Origin of the sequence: Komagataeibacter diospyri (genome assembly GCF_006538165.1) — a bacterium.
In the GTDB taxonomy this organism is placed as follows: domain Bacteria; phylum Pseudomonadota; class Alphaproteobacteria; order Acetobacterales; family Acetobacteraceae; genus Komagataeibacter; species Komagataeibacter diospyri.
This window is the reverse complement of the sequence record NZ_BDLU01000060.1, coordinates 1-15,048: the sequence shown is the minus strand read 5'-3', so window position 1 is coordinate 15,048 and position 15,048 is coordinate 1. Positions and strand designations below refer to the sequence as shown.

At 58.9% G+C, this 15,048-nt stretch carries 19 protein-coding genes; 14 read left to right on the top strand and 5 right to left on the bottom strand.

The features are described from left to right. Both MSKU9_RS13775 and MSKU9_RS13770 read left to right on the top strand, forming a co-directional pair. On the top strand, positions 1-410 hold a 410-nt coding region (locus tag MSKU9_RS13775; RefSeq protein WP_141261965.1), incomplete at its 5' end, for an isochorismatase family protein. A 3-nt stretch (positions 411-413) separates the two neighbouring features. Further along, positions 414-1,502, top strand: coding sequence for an AbrB family transcriptional regulator (locus MSKU9_RS13770; RefSeq protein WP_141261964.1), 1,089 nt, complete (start codon positions 414-416; stop codon positions 1,500-1,502). Positions 1,503-1,980: 478 nt separating this feature from the next. Here the strand turns inward: MSKU9_RS13770 and MSKU9_RS13765 are convergent, their stop codons facing one another. Next, on the bottom strand, positions 1,981-2,676 hold the full coding sequence (locus MSKU9_RS13765) for an O-methyltransferase (RefSeq protein WP_141261963.1): 696 nt from the start codon (positions 2,674-2,676) through the stop codon (positions 1,981-1,983). Positions 2,677-2,826: 150 nt separating this feature from the next. Between MSKU9_RS13765 and MSKU9_RS13760 the strand changes: the two genes are divergently transcribed. From MSKU9_RS13760 to MSKU9_RS13750, 3 genes are all read left to right on the top strand, one after another. Then, positions 2,827-3,639 (top strand): AraC family transcriptional regulator, encoded by an 813-nt coding sequence (locus MSKU9_RS13760; protein ID WP_141261961.1) that lies wholly within the window; start codon positions 2,827-2,829, stop codon positions 3,637-3,639. Positions 3,640-3,881: 242 nt separating this feature from the next. Beyond that, positions 3,882-4,016, top strand: coding sequence for a hypothetical protein (locus tag MSKU9_RS18805; RefSeq protein ID WP_264371853.1), 135 nt, complete (start codon positions 3,882-3,884; stop codon positions 4,014-4,016). Positions 4,017-4,212: 196 nt separating this feature from the next. After that, complete coding sequence (locus MSKU9_RS13750; RefSeq protein WP_227002504.1) at positions 4,213-5,946, top strand: tannase/feruloyl esterase family alpha/beta hydrolase; 1,734 nt, start codon at positions 4,213-4,215, stop codon at positions 5,944-5,946. Positions 5,947-6,010: 64 nt separating this feature from the next. On the opposite strand, the gene MSKU9_RS13745 is transcribed toward MSKU9_RS13750, so the two are convergent. Both MSKU9_RS13745 and MSKU9_RS13735 read right to left on the bottom strand, forming a co-directional pair. Beyond that, positions 6,011-6,385 carry a VOC family protein gene (locus tag MSKU9_RS13745; RefSeq protein WP_141261957.1) on the bottom strand — a complete coding sequence of 125 codons (375 nt, stop codon included), beginning with the start codon at positions 6,383-6,385 and terminating at the stop codon, positions 6,011-6,013. A gap of 593 nt (positions 6,386-6,978) precedes the next feature. Continuing rightward, positions 6,979-8,205, bottom strand: a complete 1,227-nt coding sequence (locus MSKU9_RS13735) for an FAD-dependent monooxygenase (RefSeq protein WP_141261956.1) — start codon at positions 8,203-8,205, stop codon at positions 6,979-6,981. A 90-nt stretch (positions 8,206-8,295) separates the two neighbouring features. Between MSKU9_RS13735 and MSKU9_RS13730 the strand changes: the two genes are divergently transcribed. The 9 genes from MSKU9_RS13730 to MSKU9_RS13695 all read left to right on the top strand — a co-directional run bounded on the left by MSKU9_RS13730 (position 8,296) and on the right by MSKU9_RS13695 (position 13,519). Continuing rightward, positions 8,296-8,895 carry a TetR/AcrR family transcriptional regulator gene (locus tag MSKU9_RS13730; protein ID WP_141261955.1) on the top strand — a complete coding sequence of 200 codons (600 nt, stop codon included), beginning with the start codon at positions 8,296-8,298 and terminating at the stop codon, positions 8,893-8,895. A gap of 395 nt (positions 8,896-9,290) precedes the next feature. Beyond that, positions 9,291-9,767 carry a DUF1203 domain-containing protein gene (locus tag MSKU9_RS13725; protein WP_141261953.1) on the top strand — a complete coding sequence of 159 codons (477 nt, stop codon included), beginning with the start codon at positions 9,291-9,293 and terminating at the stop codon, positions 9,765-9,767. A gap of 12 nt (positions 9,768-9,779) precedes the next feature. Then, entirely contained in the window at positions 9,780-10,868 is a 1,089-nt protein-coding gene (gene ada / locus MSKU9_RS13720) for a bifunctional DNA-binding transcriptional regulator/O6-methylguanine-DNA methyltransferase Ada (RefSeq protein ID WP_227002505.1), read from the top strand. Next, positions 10,865-11,263, top strand: a complete 399-nt coding sequence (locus MSKU9_RS18945) for a 2OG-Fe(II) oxygenase (RefSeq protein WP_370685934.1) — start codon at positions 10,865-10,867, stop codon at positions 11,261-11,263. The genes ada and MSKU9_RS18945 overlap by 4 nt, the downstream gene beginning before the upstream one ends. Next, entirely contained in the window at positions 11,223-11,570 is a 348-nt protein-coding gene (locus tag MSKU9_RS13715; RefSeq protein WP_370685933.1) for a 2OG-Fe(II) oxygenase, read from the top strand. The genes MSKU9_RS18945 and MSKU9_RS13715 overlap by 41 nt, the downstream gene beginning before the upstream one ends. Then, the gene (gene alkB / locus MSKU9_RS13710) at positions 11,560-12,189 is read left to right on the top strand and encodes a DNA oxidative demethylase AlkB (protein ID WP_141261966.1); all 630 of its coding nucleotides are present in this window, start codon (positions 11,560-11,562) and stop codon (positions 12,187-12,189) included. Before MSKU9_RS13715 ends, alkB begins: the two co-directional genes overlap by 11 nt. Then, positions 12,186-12,752, top strand: coding sequence for a DNA-3-methyladenine glycosylase I (locus tag MSKU9_RS13705; RefSeq protein ID WP_141261951.1), 567 nt, complete (start codon positions 12,186-12,188; stop codon positions 12,750-12,752). The genes alkB and MSKU9_RS13705 overlap by 4 nt, the downstream gene beginning before the upstream one ends. A 260-nt stretch (positions 12,753-13,012) precedes the next feature. Continuing rightward, positions 13,013-13,213, top strand: coding sequence for a type II toxin-antitoxin system CcdA family antitoxin (locus MSKU9_RS13700; RefSeq protein ID WP_010512663.1), 201 nt, complete (start codon positions 13,013-13,015; stop codon positions 13,211-13,213). Next, positions 13,214-13,519: a CcdB family protein gene (locus MSKU9_RS13695; protein WP_141261949.1), complete on the top strand. Its 306-nt coding sequence runs from the start codon at positions 13,214-13,216 to the stop codon at positions 13,517-13,519. It begins immediately after the preceding gene. A 180-nt stretch (positions 13,520-13,699) separates the two neighbouring features. Here MSKU9_RS13695 and MSKU9_RS13690 read toward each other — a convergent pair whose 3' ends face one another. After that, positions 13,700-14,707, bottom strand: coding sequence for an aldo/keto reductase (locus MSKU9_RS13690; RefSeq protein WP_141261948.1), 1,008 nt, complete (start codon positions 14,705-14,707; stop codon positions 13,700-13,702). A 190-nt stretch (positions 14,708-14,897) separates the two neighbouring features. Continuing rightward, positions 14,898-15,048, bottom strand: a 151-nt coding sequence (locus MSKU9_RS13685) for an IS3 family transposase (RefSeq protein WP_141261947.1), incomplete at its 5' end; no start/stop codon positions are given.

Here is a 15,048-nt window from a genome sequence, read left to right as displayed (position 1 = left end):
TGCGGGTCGCGTTTGCACCCGACTTTGCCGACGCACCGCCGGGTTCCGCCGACCAGCCCTTAAGCCCGCCGGAAGGCGGCCTGCCAGAGGATTGGGCGCATCTGGCCGACGGGCTGGTGGCACCCGGTGATATTGTCATCACCAAACATCAGTGGGGCGCCTTTACAGGCACGGAACTCGACCTGCAGCTTCGCAGGCGGGGCATCCGGACGGTCGTGCTGGGTGGCATCGCCACGAATTTCGGTGTTGAATCCACCGCACGGCATGGCTGGGAACTTGGCTATCACATCGTCATTGCCGAGGATCTCTGCACCAGCCTGTCAGCAGACCTTCACGATGTTTCCATCCGCTCCATCCTTCCGCGGATCGCACGCGTGCTGCCTTCCGATACAATCGCGTTCGGCGGTTAAGCGGTGAAGGCGGGACCAGCCGCGTGGCTGCTGGCCGGGCGATGGGGCGCACTGGCACTGCTTTCACTGGTTTTCGGTACGCTTCTGGCCGCCTTACGCCTGCCCGCCGCGCCGCTGCTGGGACCACTGGGGGCAGCGGTCGTACTGGCCACGCGGGGTAGTGCGGTCCGTATTCCCCGTTGGGCCTTTCTCGGCGCACAGGGCGTGGTCGGGGTCATGATCGCCAGCTATCTTTCAACCTCGATCTTTCACGAAATGGCAGCCAGCTGGCCGGTCTTTGTTGCCGGTACGTTTTCTACCCTGTCTGCGGCAGCCCTTCTCGGCTGGCTGCTGACACGTTCGCGCCTGCTACCCGGCAATACCGCGATCTGGGGTTCGTCACCCGGTGCGGCCACGGTCATGACGCTGATGGCGGAATCATACGGGGCGGATATGCGGCTCGTCGCCTTCATGCAATATCTGCGCGTGGCGTGCTGCGCCGTCATTGCGGCTGTTGTTGCGCGCGTAGCCGGAACGCCGTCCGCTCCGCTGGTCGTGGCGCAGACCCTCTCATGGCAGGGTGCTTTACTTGCGCTTGTGATCGCGCTGGCAGGGAGCGCCCTGGGCACCCGTCTGCGTGTGCCGGCCGGGGGACTGCTTGTGCCCATGGGGATCGGGATGGCCGCAAGGCTTGGTGCCCATCTGCCGATCGAACAGCCGCATCTTCTGCTGGTCGCGGCCTATGCCCTGGTCGGGTGGGGCATTGGCATGCGGTTTACGCCAGATGTGCTGGCTTATGCCGGACGTGTCTTTCCACGCGTGCTGGGGTCCATCCTCGCGCTGATTACGGTGTGTGGCGGTTTTGCATTGGTGCTCGCCCGGCTGGCGCATGTGGATATGCTGACGGCTTATCTTGCAACCAGTCCTGGTGGAGCGGATTCTGTCTCCATCATCGCCTCGACCACGAAAGTGGACATGCCCTTCGTCATCGCCATGCAGGTCGCCCGGTTCTTCTGTGTTCTGGTCACCGGACCGGCCCTGGCGCGTTTTCTATCACGTAGATCGTCGGGAAAAGGGCAACACGACATGTCGCGAAAACAGGCGAAAGGGTAAGAGGGGACTGCTGAAGACCGATATGGCAGCTCCCTCCCTTGCACACTCGCAGATGCTGGGACTTAACGACTGTTGCTGGTGGATGATGGGAGCAGCCATCTGTCCACCGGGGTATGGTCATTCGCTTCAGTCACAGATCTCGCCGCGTCTTCGTTCGTCGTATTCCCGTTTTAACGGTCATACCCTTTCCAAGGGCGTCATAGCTTCGTGTACCACACGCATGTTGATCGTCTGGTGCGCGTTGCTGCAGGATTTTCGCCATTTCCGTACGGACTGGGTAGACGCGGTAGAAATGCTGGAGGAGCAGACAGGCGAGCCACGCTACCGACTGCTTCGGCACCGGGAGGTATGGCGCGCATCGGAACGTGCAAGGGTTACGAATAAAGCAGGCTGACAGCCGTTGCCTGCATCTGCGACTTCTCCGTCCGGGAGCAGGAAATGGCGGGTGCGATGATCGACAGACGTGCTCAGGGCAACATCACCCAACCCTGACAGCGAACCCGTTGCCCCGGCCTTCATCCAGCGGCAGCATCTGGGACAGATATCCATTTATCGGGTTATCCAGATAAGCGAGGTAGTCCGGATCAAACGCATTTTCGCCGAAGATCACCGCACCGGGTGCCAACCAGGGCTCAATCAGTTTCAGAACCGGCAGATAGAGCGAGAACGCGCCATCCAGCAGGAGAAAATCAACCGGTTCCTCAATGCTGCGAAGCGTTTCAAGCGCATCCCCTTCACGGATATCCACCAGATCCGCCAGCCCCGCCGCATCAAGACTGGCCCGTGCCCGTGTCACCTTGGTGTGTTCCATTTCGCTGCTGATTAACTGCCCACCGCTATTGTCACGTAAGGCTGCGGCCAGATAAATGGTCGAGATTCCCATCGACGTGCCGAATTCCACGATCCGACGGGCTTTGCAGGGCCGCGCCATCATGTAGAGAAACTGACCGTAGCGCGGCGAGACGGCGAGAAAATTCCCGGCATAGTCGTGATAGACGCTCCGATAGTCTGCTTTTTCCTTGGCAAACAGGTCTGCCATCACCTGATCTGCCGATGTTTCCGGTGCGTTAAGGCGCGCCATCATGGTTTCCATGAGTTCACGGTCCGAGATTGCTGCCTCCCTGTGCAGCGTTTCCAGAATGGTGACGACTGGATTGGTGGCCAATGTGTTCATGGGGTATCCTTTCGCAGATGCCCGGACCCTGAAGGTCTCGCTCGATTGCGTGCTCAGGAATAGCCCTGCAGGGATATGGCGTCATTCAGACATCAGGTCAGATTGTTATTCAATCTTGCCAGACTGATCCCTGCCGTCAAAGATACGTCCATGCCCATGCTGAACGCATTGTCGAAGACGGAAGACTGGATCGAACCGGATGACGTTCCCCGGGCAATCGTAACCTACGGTTATGCGGCCGGGCAGGCTGAGAGCATGGAACTGGACTTTCACAGTCATGCCAAAAGCCAGATCATGCTGGTGCAACGCGGCGCGCTTACCTGCGAGGGGGAGGGCGGGTTATGGGTGGTTCCTCCGCGTAGTGCCATCTGGATACCGGGCGGGACATGTCATGCGATCAGGACAAGCGGCGCGCTTGAGGGTTATAATGCGTTCATTGATCCTGTTCTTGGTCCTGCCCTGCCTGAAACCTGCTGTGCGGTCGCCGTAACACCGCTGCTTCGTGAACTGTTGGTGCGGGCATCTGAACTGCCGCTCTACTACGAAGAAAACGGCGCAAACGCACGCCTGCTGGACGTGCTGCTTGATGAAATCGCGCGGGCCAGGGTTGAGGATCTCCATCTTCCCATGCCTGCTGACAGGCGTCTTCGAGGGATTGCCGGCATGATGACAGACTCCCCTGGTGAGCGGAAAACGCTCGATATCTGGGCCAGACAGGCTGGAGTAAGCGAGCGCACCCTGTCACGCCTGATCAGCCGGGAGACCGGCATGAGTTTTGGTCGCTGGCGCCAGCAGTTGAGCGTCATGCTTGCCGTCAGATGGCTGGCGGATGGCGCAACGATCCAGCAGGTCGCAGGGGATCTTGGTTACGAAAGTGTCCCGAGTTTCGTGACGATGTTCCGCAAGGTGCTGGGCATGTCTCCGGGGCGCTATATGGCCGAGCGATATGCCGGGCGTCATTAGAGAGTCCGGTATGACCGGATTTGCAGGATCGGATCATCCGACGGCTGGATGCCTGGTGGTAAAACGAGAGGGTCAAAGGTAATGACTGTGCAGGGAGCGCCATCCTCGCTTTTAATGGAATTCAGGGTCAGGGTTCCGGCGTCAATTGTCTGGTCATCCTGTGCCTGGATCTGGCTGGGATCGTTAATGACATCATGCGTACCGGCCACGGCCGTCACCAGATGCCACTGCAGGGGACGTTCATGGATGTAACTGATCAGTTTTCCATTTCGGCCCATCTTCGGCCTGTCTACCGGGCGTTTACGCCGCTTTATTTCAAGACAACCGATAACAGGAACGGATTTGGCTACAAGGAGGAATGGGACGCGGCAGGGTAACAGGCTGCCGGATACGGTGAAAAGTTACCTTTGTTGCAAATCCATACATTCTATTCGGTGCGGCATCGCGTAATTCTGGTTCATGAACCGAATCAAACGGACGACTGAACGGGACATTTTACCTGCGATGAAAAGAATACTTCTAAAGCTGACGGCCTTTCTGGGGATTGTGGGGATGGGGACCGGTTTGTTCTCCATGCACCCTAACCCGGCGCGGGCCGCGGATATTGCCATCCTGCCTGTGGTGAAACCCGTCCTGTCATGTGAGGCACTGGGCAATTTCGATCTGACACATGCCGTTGGCGCTGGGATTCACGGCCAGAAGGCTACCCTGCTCCAGACCCCAAAGGGTAAATTCTGCAAGGTCACGGGCCAGATCGCGCCAACCATTTCCTTTGAAGTCGATCTGCCCATGGAGCACTGGACCCAGCGCTTCCTGCTCGGTGGTTGCGGTGGTCTGTGCGGGATGACCCATGTAGGCGTCAGCAATGCAGGGGCGTGCGTCCCGGCGCTAAATGGCGAATTTGTCATGGCGGGTGACGATATGGGGCATACCGGTTCCATGATGGGGCTGGCACAAGGCGAATTTGGCAGGAACCCGCAAAAACGTATCGATTTCGCCTATCGCGCCAACCATGTCACCACCTTGGCGGCCAGGGCCCTGACGGCAGCCTTTTACGGGCAGGCTCCGAAATATTCCTATTTTGTCGGCTGCTCTGATGGCGGGCGTGAAGCGCTGATGGAGGCGCAGCGTTTCCCCGAGGATTTTGACGGTATTTCCGCAGGGGCTCCGGCTGCGCTGTTTACCGTGCAGAATTCCTTCTACCACGCATGGAACGTGCGCGGGAACCAGCGTGCCGATGGCACCAGTATCCTGCTGCAAAGCCGCGTTGGTGTGCTGCATGATGCCGTCATCCGCCATTGCGATACGCTATCGGGCGTAAAAGACGGTATTTTGGAAGAACCACGCACCTGCCATTTTGATCCCGCATGGGTGCAGTGCCCGGCAGGGCAGGGCGATACGTCACACTGCCTGACGGCGGAGGAGACGCAGGCAGCACTGCGACTGTATAAAGGGGCTACGGACGGGGAAGGGCATCCCTACATCATCGGTGGCCCGCTGCCGGGATCGGAACTGCAATGGGCGCTACCAGCCACAGCGCGAGGTGAGTCCATGAGCCAGGGCATCGCCGCCTCCGCCATTGCTTACGTCATTCCGCCTGAAGTGGATGAAAAAGCGGCTGATCTGGCCCGCTTCCACTTTGATGACACATCCTTCGTCCACATGACCGAACTGGCGCCACTGTATAATGCCGAGAACACGAACCTCCACCCGTTTCACAAGCGTGGCGGTCGCCTTATCCTGTGGCACGGTCTGGCAGACCAGTCGATCTCGCCCCTGAACACCATTGCCTATTATCAGGGCGTGCAGCGGGAAATGGGGGCGGAACAGACCGACAGTTTCCTGAAATTCTATCTGCTGCCCGGTGTGGGGCATTGTGGCAATGGCGAGGGCTTTCCTCAGGTGGATTTCCTCACCCCCCTCATGGCCTGGACGGAAACGGGGGCTGCACCCGTTGCCATCCGCACCGAACGGACGGCGCAGGGTAACGGACCGATGGGTCCCCCGCCGGGCGGGCACGGCAAGCCGCCAGCAGGGGGACAGATTCACATGGCCCCCATGTCCAGCCAGCCTTACGCCCGGCCGGATGCGGCAGTGATCGCGAGCCGACCGGTTTATCCCTACCCCTACATTGCGCAGTATGTCGGGGCAGGGGATGTGAATGATGCAGGGAATTACCGCCCCGTAAAGTCACCCGTCTTCCTGCCCATGACGTTTGCAAGCCATGCCACGTCGCTGATCGGACCGGATAATCAGAAGCAGTACGGCGTCCGGGACGGAAAGCTTGTCGTGGAAAACGCGAAGTAACCGGAACAGCCTGCCGTCCGGCATCAGATGCCGGGCGGCGTGAGGCAGGCGACGGGCGCGATATTCACACCGGTTCCGGCGCACTGACCTCGATCAGCAGGTCGTCACCTGCGGGGTGATAGAACAGGGTCCAGCGATCACGCCCACGCGTCATGACCTCCACCGGTCCCGGCAGATAGCTGTCGGCGCACAGGCTGGCATGTCGGGCGCGCACCTCCTGCGGATCATCGAGAATGAACCCGATATGGAAATTGCGCGGGTAGGGCTGGGGTGTTTTGCTCATGTCCATCAGGATCAGCGTCATGCCATCCATACCAGTAAGCTGGGCAAAGGCGTGCTGCCCGCGAGTTTCTTCAAGGACAAACCCGAAATGCTTTTCGAGTAGGGAAGAGAGTGCTGGCACATTGCTGGTGCAGAGGTTGATATGGTTCAGCTTCATCCGAAAAGCCCTGTATCATGCGTTGCAGGCGGATCTGTGAACGGTTGATCCATCCTGTCCCCGTGAAGACAGGACGCGCGACAGCCGTCACATCATGGCGTCTGAGCCATGTGATCCGGCCGCGGGATCTGCTCTGGCAGGAGAGCGTGATCAGAACCATGTTCAGGGCGTCGGGCTTACCAGACCGACATACGTCTTTTTCGGCGCTCTCTTTCTGCCAGACTGCATTCTGGCCGTAAAGTCGGAAGCTGGAGCAAAGACGTGGGCCGCTTTCAGGTCTGTATATGTGCCTCGGCTGGAAAGCGGGGAGAGGGACTGACCGGCGCGCCGCAACCCATTCGACCCAGCATATGAATGCGGGCAGACACTGATACCCTTGTCCGATGAAGCACCTTACATCAACGGCGCACATCTCAAGGCGCACCGTACGGCAGCCTCTCTACGTAAAAAAAGGATAACACCCCGCCTGATCGGACGCACCCCCCCCCGCCGGCTCCTGAGAGAAAAACCTATCCATCAGCGTGCCTGTCTGTTGGATGCAATAGACAGACAGGCAATTTCCGCCGCCTTCATCGCCAATGCCTGTAATTTCGTTACACAGACGCGTAGTCTGACAGACGTAACGAATTATGCACCCTCGCCTTGGTATTGTCGAACATGCCAGCCGTGCCGTTCCGCGTAATTTCGGCAAGGATCCGGTCGCGTGTCTCGATATCCTTCTGCGTTCTTGGCAGGAAGAAGGCCCCGTTGTCATCGGTTGCCAGTGCCTGGTTCGCCTCGACAAAAGGCCGTGCAATGCGCTCATAGGCTGCGAACGCCTCTTCCGGACTGTCATGCGTAGCCAGTTCGCCTGCCAGCACATAGGCGCCCACCAATGCCAGGCTGCTACCCTGTCCTGACCGGAAGGATGGCGCGAATGCCGCATCGCCCACCAGCGCCACGCGCCCTTTCGACCAGCAAGGCATCCGGATCTGACTGACCGAATCGAAATACAGATCATCGGCTGTCGCCATCGCACCAAGCAGACGCGGAACTTCCCAGCCCATGCCGGCGAAGGCGGCCCGCGTGCGCTGGATCTGTTCTTCCGTATTACGGCAGGCGGAATCTGGCGCTTCGTCTGTTGTAAAAGCAAGGAAGCCGAAAACCCTTGGATTATCCTGAACCGCCCAGATGCCGGCCGTGCGCCCCGCCTCGGCGTGAACGATCCCGCCGTGCGACAGGCCCTTATCGTTTAGCATGGAAAAGAGATTGAAGCAGAAACCAAGGGAATGGTTGAACGATGCCTCCGGACCAAAGACCAGACGGCGGGTGCGTGAGTGCAGACCGTCCGCACCGATGACGATATCGTATCGTGCCCGCCGGCCGCTGGCGAACCTGATATCGACGCCCTTACCGTCATCATGGAGAGTGTCGATTGAATCGTTGAAACAGTAATCGACGCCGCCGTTACATGTCGCGTCATGGAGCAGCGTCGTCAGCGTGCCGCGCGGCAGTTCGACATCGCGTTCGGCCTCGCTGCCGATTGCCTCATAGATCGGCACGCTGCCAATGACCTGGCCTGCCCGGTCCACGAAGCTCATTGTTCGGGATGCGATATGGGCGGCGCGGATCTGCGGCAGCAGACCCATCCGTTCGACCACGTCAATCGCCGTGCCACGAACATCGATCGGGTATCCACCGGTCCGGATGGTCGGCGCCCGCTCGACCACCGTCACGTCGAACCCATAACGGTCGAGCCAGAAGGCGAGCGCCGGCCCCGCGATGCTGGCACCGGAGATGAGGACCGACCGGCGCCGTGCTGGCATCCTGGCTTTGCTCATGCTATTTCTCCATAAATAGGATTCAATGTGCATCTTAATGAGCGCGCGACAGGAGGCAATAAGATTCGTAATGCATCTTAACGAAGTATCATGAGAGTGCGAGGACGGACACGCCGACGCGGCGCAGCGCTGGAACAGGCGATCCTGGAAGCGACATGGGCGGAACTGGTGGAACACGGTTACGCCGGCCTGACGATGGAGAACGTCGCGCGCCGTGCGGAAACCAGTCGACCGGTGCTGCACCGGCGCTGGCCCAGCCGCACGGCACTTGCGACGGCGGCACTCGCGCAGCAATTCGCGCGGGCGAATATCGTCATCTCGGATATGGGCAGCCTGCGCGAAGAACTCTGCCATCTTCTCCGCTGCATGTCGGATCGTGCCGGATCCCGGGACCTGCAACTGTTCTTCGACATGCAGAAGGATCTTGTGGCCGAACGGTCGAGCTTTGCCGACATACGGGCGCGCATTGTGGACGGCAGCCAGTTCCATGCCGTCATCGGACGGGCAATCGAACGTGGCGAAATCGATCCAGCCCGTCTCACGCCGCGGATTACATCACTTCCGCTGGATCTCGCCCGGCATGAGATGATGATGACATTTCAGCCCTTGTCTGATGACGCTATCCGCGAGATTGTCGACGACATCTTCCTGCCACTGGTGCGACGGGATAAGCCTTCTTCTCAAATGTGACGTGTCTTCACGCATTGGTGGCTCCATCCCCCTGGAGGGAGGAATCGGTATGGTCTTGGCGACAGTCAGTGGGAACGAATACCAGCAATAACCATCGGACTGTTCCATTACGATAGGCCGACCGGTTCCGCCTCGTATGGGCCGTCCACAATATGGTAACGCAAACCGAAAGGCGGACACTGCCTTGTGGCAACTGACGCTAAAAATTTCCTAAACTGCGGGACAATTCCAATAAATCGGGCATGATTGATAAATGCCTGCCATGTGAAAAATCAGTCTGTCGGTCTGGGACTGACAGACCCGCAAAAATTCGAATTTGATCGCAAGGTTCGGAGCGCCGGGCTCTGGTGATGCGGTTACGGTCGTAAGCAGAAGACAATCGACCGGAGATCACCATGTCATTCCGTATAACCGGCCTGAACCCGACTTCTTTCCGTCACCTTTACGGCATGAGCGACGCCGATCTGAGTGCCCTGAATGTACGTCGCTATACCGCCGACAGACTTCCCGGTTTTCCGGATCGTGTTGAACTGCGCGATGCCGAGCCGGGAGAAAGTGTGCTGCTTCTGAATTACACGCACCAGCCCGAGCAAACGCCATACCGGTCGAGCCACGCCATTTTCGTTCGGGAAGGCGCTGAGGTGCAATATGATGAGATCGACACCATTCCAGACTCACTCGGGGTCCGTCTCATGGCGTTGCGAGCCTTTGATGCCCGGCATGACATGATTGCAACCGAGATCGTGGACGGTACTCAGCTGAAATCCCTGATCGGACAGTTTTTTGACATACCGGAAGCTGCCTATCTTCATGCTCATTATGCCAGACGCGGGTGTTACGCTGCCCGTATTGACCGGACGCAGGAGGGCTGAGCCGTGACAACGATGAGCACAGACATGCTGGCGGCTATTCGGGCGGATGCATCTTCATCTGTCGAACGGGATCCGCGATGGAACCGGATCCTGAGGCGCGACAGAACAGCCGATGGCCTGTTCTGGTATTCCGTCATCACCACGGGGATCTACTGCCGACCGTCCTGCCCCTCGCGCAGACCGCGCGCGGAAAATGCATGTATCCATGGTACCGTCGATGAAGCGCGTGCGACAGGGGCACGTCCATGCCGACGCTGCAACCCGGATGGCGCGCTTGCTGAAAATAGTCGTAACGCACTGGTGACGCGGGCCTGCCGAATGATCGAAGCCAGCGAGACGCCTCCAACGCTCGATGTGCTGGCACAGGAAGCGGGTCTCAGTCCCACCTATTTCCAGCGTGTTTTCAGGCGTATTACCGGGCTGTCGCCCCGTCAGTATGGCGAAGCCTGTCGCGCGGAACGCCTGCGTGGTGTTCTGCGCTCCGCTGCGACCGTGACGGAAGCCATCTATGCGGCTGGCTATAATTCCAGCAGCCGTTTTTATGAAAAGGCTGACAGCCTGCTTGGCATGAAGCCCGGTGCCCTGCGCGGTGGTGCTCCGGCAGAACGGCTGCGCTTTGCCATCGGACAGTGTTCGCTCGGCGCGATCCTTGTCGCTTCAGGGGAGCGGGGGATCGTGGCGATCCTCATGGGGGACGATCCGGACCGGCTGGCCCGTGATCTTCAGGACCGCTTTCCCAATGCGGAACTGGTCGGCGCGGACCCTGATTACGAGGATCATGTTGCACAGGTCGTAGGTCTCGTCGAAACGCCCGCCGTCGGGCTGGGGCTACCGCTTGATATCCGGGGAACGGCCTTCCAGCAGCGGGTATGGAACGCGCTCCGGGCCATTCCGGCGGGCCAGACCGCAACCTACACCGATATCGCCAGGGCCATCGGACATCCGGAGTCCGTGCGGGCAGTTGCCAATGCCTGTGGCGCCAATGCCCTGGCTGTCGCCATTCCCTGCCATCGCGTCGTGCGCAGGGACGGCACATTATCGGGTTATCGTTGGGGCGTTGCGCGCAAGAAAGCACTGCTGGAACGGGAAAAGGACGCATGAGGCCGGACAGTCTTGCAGCGATGGACTGGCAGGACATTTCCGGCAGGCTGGACGGGGATGGCTGCGCGCTGCTTCCCGGACTGTTGGATAAGGCAGCGTGCCAGTCCCTTTCGGCCCTCTATGCCAATGAGGTAGGATTTCGCAGCCGTATCATCATGGCGCGGCACGGATTTGGGCGCGGAGAATACCGCTACTTCTCCTATCCCCTGCCGCCTCTGGTCGCGACATTGCGCGAGAAGATCTATCCATTTCTCGTTCCGACCGCGAACTTCTGGATGGAACGCATGGGACTGCCCCCCCCGTTTTCCTGCGGATCACCAGACTTTCCTCGCCCGTTGCCATGCGGCGGGGCAGGTGCGACCCACACCGCTATTATTACGATATGGACCAGGTGATTATAACTGCCTGCATCAGGATCTTTACGGGGAGCATGTTTTTCCGATCCAGCTTGCCGTTTTGCTGTCGTGCCCGAACAGCGACTTCACCGGGGGAGAATTCGTCCTCACGGAGCAGCGGCCCCGCATGCAGTCGCGTGTGGATGTCGTGCCCCTCAGGCAGGGCGACGGCGTGCTGTTTGCTGTCAATCAAAGGCCAAAAACAGGCACACGTGGCAGTTATCGCGTCACATTGCGCCACGGTGTCAGCCCTGTCCGGACCGGGCTCCGTCATACGCTGGGGATCATCTTCCATGATGCAGCCTGACCTGTTTGGCGCAGCGCGTGATGATATGGTGCTCTCCAGCGGTGCCCTGTTCCTTCCCGGTTTTGCTGCGGCAGAGGTGGCGACGTTGCTTGCCCATATCCGGACCATCGCGACCTGTTTGCCTTTCCGGCACATGCTCATGCCGGGTGGGCGGCGCATGTCGGTCGCCATGACCAGTTGTGGCAGGTTTGGCTGGACAAGCAGCCGCATGGGATATCGTTACACATCCTTTGATCCCGACACCGGGCAGGCATGGCCGCAGATGCCGTCTGTATTCTGTGAACTGGCGCGTCAGGCCGCTACGCGCGCAGGCTTTGTGGATTTTCTTCCCGATACCTGTCTTGTCAACCGGTATGCCCCGGGCGCCCGGTTATCGCTGCATCAGGATCTGGATGAGGGGGATATGAACGCGCCAATCGTATCCGTATCGCTCGGGCTTCCGGCCATTTTCCTCCGGGGCGGCTTGATGCGGAACGACCCGGGACAACGTATAATGCTGCATGAAGGGGACGTGATGGTATGGGGAGGAAAGGCGCGCCTGAATTTTCATGGGGTTGAACCGCTACCACCTGGCAATGGCACCTATCGCTACAATCTGACATTCCGCAAGGCGCGATGACCAGCGACGACCGTACACGCTGTCACTGGGCACGCACGGATGCCCTGTTGCAGGCCTACCATGATACCGAATGGGGGGTGCCGGAGCATGATTCCCGGGCTATGTGGGAAAAGCTGATGCTCGACGGTTTTCAGGCTGGCCTGTCATGGCGGCTCATTCTGAGCAGGCGGGAGGCTTTTCGTGAGGCCTTTGCCGGGTTCAGGCCGGAAATCGTGGCGGGCTATGGCGAGAGGGAAATCGGTCAGTTGCTGGCCAATCAAGGCATCATCCGGTCTCAGACCAAGATCAGGGCGGTGATCCGCAATGCCCGTGCCTATCTGGCCATACAGGAAGCAGGTAAGGATTTTTCCGGTCTTGTGTGGGACAGTGTGCAGGGAAAACCGGTCATGGGGGACGGGTCAGGCACAGCAACGCGCTCGATGGCAGGGAATGAACTTTCTGCTGCGTTGAAAAAGCGCGGGTTCAGCTTTGTGGGACCGGTGATCGTGCATGCATGGATGCAGGCCTGCGGCCTCATCAATGATCATGAAACTGAATGCTTCTGTCGGACCAGAGGGAAGTGAAGGACGTGATACCCTGCAGGCTGGATCGTGCCTGGCCCCGTTCTCGCCTGACCTTCTATCATCGATAGAAACAGTCCGCTTGCGCCCTCATGTCGGTCATAAGAAAAGCCGCTGAGGCCTCCAGAAAACGGTCATACCTTCGCGCAAAAATATGGATATGCAAATGCGCATAAACATGTGCTATATTTTAGCTGCCAGTATATAGGAGCAAACTTATGGTTCGCGTACATTCCGGCACTCCATCACGTCGCCCCACAAATGTGACGCTACCTGCTCAACTGCTCGAAGAAGCCAAGTCGTTAGATCTCAACATATCGCAGGCCTGCGAGCAGGGGCTTAAGTCAGCTATCGCGTCGATCCGTGCTCAGCAATGGCTGGCAGACAATCGCGCTTCCCTCGAAGCCTCACGGCAGTATGTTGAAGAGAACGGGCTTCCCCTGGCGGACTATCGGAACTTCTAAATGGCCCGTTTTGACGTGTATCGTCTGGCTGGACGGGGAGAAACACGTTTCGTTCTGGATGTGCAGGCAGATCTTCTGGACGCCTTGGGTACCCGTATCGTTGTTCCGCTGCTGCCGCAGGGAACCGCACCAAAGCCTGCAAAGAGGCTGAACCCGGTGTTTATGGTTGACGACTGTCCCTTCGTCATGATGACGCAGTTTATGGCCGCAGTTCCTGACCATGATCTGAAGAAGGTCATTGCTTCATTGTCGCTTTTTCAGGACGAAATTACTCAGGCGCTCGATCTGCTTCTCACAGGTTTCTGAAACGCGACGGTGATCGGCTTACACCGTCATGCTGGACACAGGAAGCATCATGCTAAATTCCGAAAAGCGGACGTAAGTGTCTGTATCTGCCAATCTGAAAAAGCTGAAGAGCGCCGCCAGTGAAGGCAGTAAAGATGAGAGCCGGGCGGCCCAGATACCTGCACCGGCTCTATCTTACTCCTAACCCTTCCCGAACCCCGATTTCTCGCTGTCGAGTACCGCCATCTGTTTCGCATCGTAGCGTTCTCCGGCCGCAGCCCCTTTGGGAACAGCCTGCTCGATAGCAGCCAGATCGTCGGGCGTCAGCGCAAGATCAAGCGCACCCAGCGCCTCGGAGAGCCGATCGCGCCGGCGGGCTCCTACAAGTGGAACGATGTCGTCACCCTGTGCGGCCACCCAGGCAATTGCCAACTGGGCCACGCTCGCGCCCCTGGTGGCTGCAATTTCGCGCAATGTCTCCACAAGGGCCAGATTGCGCTCGACATTGCCTTCCTGAAAGCGGGGACTACGAACCCGAAAGTCCCCTGGACCCTTCGCTCCCTGCCAGTGCCCGCTGATCAGACCACGCGCGAGCACGCCATAGGCTGTTATGCCGATGCCGAGTTCACGACAGGCCGGAAGAATTTTGTCCTCAATGCCACGTGAAATCAGCGAATATTCAATCTGAAGGTCGCTGATCGGATGGACGGAAGCCGCGCGACGGATGGTTTCCGGGCCAACTTCCGAAAGACCGATATGCCGGACATAACCGGCCTGAACCATCTCGGAGATGGCACCAATCGTCTCTTCAACAGGCACTGCCGGGTCCAGCCGTGCAGGCCGGTAGATGTCGACATGATCAAGCCCGAGCCGTTGCAGGGTATAGGCCAGGAAGTTCTTCATGGCAGCAGGCCGTGCGTCGTAGGAACCCCAGTTGCCACCCGGGTCGCGCATGGCACCAAACTTGACGCTGACGAGGAATCTGTCGCGCGGAATATCCCTGATCGCCTCACCGATCAGCATCTCGTTATGGCCCATGCCGTAGAAGTCGCCGGTGTCGAGAAGCGTGATCCCGGCGTCCAGCGCGGCATGGATGGTAGCGATGCTTTCTTTCCGATCAGCCGGACCATACATGCCGGACATGCTCATGCACCCAAGACCGATTTCGGATACCTGAGGACCGCTCTTACCAAGTTGCCGCAATTTCATACTTAAGAAAAATCCCTGTTTCCTGAAGCAGAACCCTACCACACAGGCTATCTTTCGATAACCTCTCTTCCGTGCAGCTTTTCGTCCTTTGGAACGGAAAGAATCTTCTATTTGATGAAACAGGCGGACGGACGATAACCGCCTCATGGCGGACTGGACTTGTAACGGTTTTGTGCCGGTCAGGAAGTGATTATGCCCCCCTTGCTTCGAAAGCGAGGGGGCTGATGCCGCCCAGGTATGAATGGCGTCGGCGTGGATTGTAGAACCCATTGATATACTGGAAGATGGCGGCCGTAGCCCGGCTACGGGTTGGCCAGTTCTGTCTCCAGAGCCGTTCCGCT